Source organism: Vibrio sp. VP6 (genome assembly GCF_028823755.1).
Lineage (GTDB): Bacteria > Pseudomonadota > Gammaproteobacteria > Enterobacterales > Vibrionaceae > Vibrio > Vibrio parahaemolyticus.
The window spans coordinates 1-1783 of record NZ_JAPEID010000125.1; the positions used below are offsets into that span (position 1 = coordinate 1).

At 37.0% G+C, this 1783-nt stretch carries 2 protein-coding genes; both read left to right on the plus strand.

The window, feature by feature from the left end; all coding sequences use genetic code 11:
• Window positions 1-540 precede the first annotated feature (540 nt).
• Window positions 541-1548 carry a hypothetical protein gene (locus OU793_RS24350; RefSeq protein ID WP_025789264.1) on the plus strand — a complete coding sequence of 336 codons (1008 nt, stop codon included), beginning with the start codon at window positions 541-543 and terminating at the stop codon, window positions 1546-1548.
• Window positions 1538-1783: hypothetical protein (locus OU793_RS24355; protein WP_274647896.1), on the plus strand; the 246-nt coding region annotated here is incomplete at its 3' end. The genes OU793_RS24350 and OU793_RS24355, both read left to right, overlap by 11 nt.

The following is a 1783-nucleotide window of genomic DNA, read 5'->3' on the forward strand; positions in this document are numbered from 1 at the left end:
TTTTGAAGTTCATGCTTTTCGTCCTTTCTTTTCGTAAATCTCGACACAAGTTAGCGTGTTTCATTTTTCTCTATGATCTTAAGATCTCACGCTGTTAGTTTGCTGTCATTTGAGCCAAGTTTTGAAGTAACAAGAGTTACTCTTTGGTTCAGTGAATGTGAGTTTAATTCGAATGATTGTTGTGACGCGGCAAATGACCGTTTGTGCGGTTTGAGCCAACTAGGCATTTTTATTTTTGGATAATGATAGATGCCTAGTTGCAGGTTGAACATGTGAAAAACGAGCATTTCAGAGGTGTTTCTGAGTGAGTTTAGAAGTTAGTTAGATTGCTATGTAAATCGCTCTCAAAGTGTCACAAACTTTCAAATGTTTTTTGGTGGGTAATGTGCCGGATTTCAGTCTGAAATCGTGCCTAGAGCGTTTGAGGGGCTTCTAAGTGGTGTTTTTGATAGTGAAGTTGCCTATTTAACATATGACCAATATTACGCACCTTTAAGTGTCGTTATGATGTCATCACGTTAATTGAGGTTAGGTGAACTGATGCCACACAATTTTTTGGATAGAAAGAAAAAACCGTTGAGTTCTTCTGGTGGAGGTTATAAGCCACTCCATGAAGAAGAGTCATTAAGAAAACCGCAAGCTCGAGAAGAAACAGTAAGGGAGCGAGCTGCCCGCCAACGTCGAGAGCGTCAAGCTGAATTGACGTATACCCAAGAAGATTACGCTCGTTGGGAAAAAAATCGTGTGCGTGCTACTGCAGAACGTAACGCGGCAGCGTTACAGGCCTACGATCTAACAGAGCCAGAATGGAACAAAGATCTACAAGACGATTTGAAAGAATACTTAGAAGGTAGACATACACAAGTTTGTATTTTCTCTGTTGATGATGCCGCAAAGTGTGCGATGAATATCTGGCATCAAAAAAATGAAGAAGGGGAAACGATTGGAAGTGAAACTCTGAAACTATTAGATGACATTCATTCAAAAATAGATATGGGCATAGGTATTATTACTGCGGCAAAAATATCAAAAGCTTTAGGTGGCTTTGGTATTACAGTTAAACAATATATTGATGCTCAGGGAATAGAACGAGTAATAATATCCAGTCTCTGGAATGACCCTAAGAAGTATTATGCTGTTGTTAATGGATTAAATATCAAAAAAAATTATCCATATAGAATTACAAACCCTACAATTAAGCAGTTGGGTGTTTTAGCTGAAGATACATTAAATGGATTTAAGAAAGGGGCTGTTTTAAGTTTAATTATATCGGCAACAATCAATACTAATGAATTGATGTTTAATGATGATTATCATTTAGTTGATTGGTGCGGTAGTATGGGAAGTGATTTGTTTAAGCTTTTAGCCACTGGTGCAGTTGTCGGTGGGATTATTTGCTTGACGGTCGCTCTTGGAGTTGCCATTCCTATGGTGGTTGGTGCGATGGTTTGGGTTGGTGTTGATGTAATTATTTCTAATATTTGGGATGAAAACAAGATAGAAGAAAACATAATAAATGGCTTAAAAGAGGCCACAAATGCTAAATAGAATTCTGATTTTTTTAGGAGTCCCTCTTGTATTAATCGGGATGCCTTTCTTATTATTTGATGCGATAAGCCCAATACTGGATGTTTATATATATCATCCAGAATCTATAGCGTTAACCTCCGTTTTTTCTATAGTTCCTTTTTTATCATGGTTTTGGTTTTTAAGTATAATAGGGTTTGTTTGTATTTGTTTTAATAAGCGTCCTGAATTACCTAAAGAGTGGAGTAAATATTTA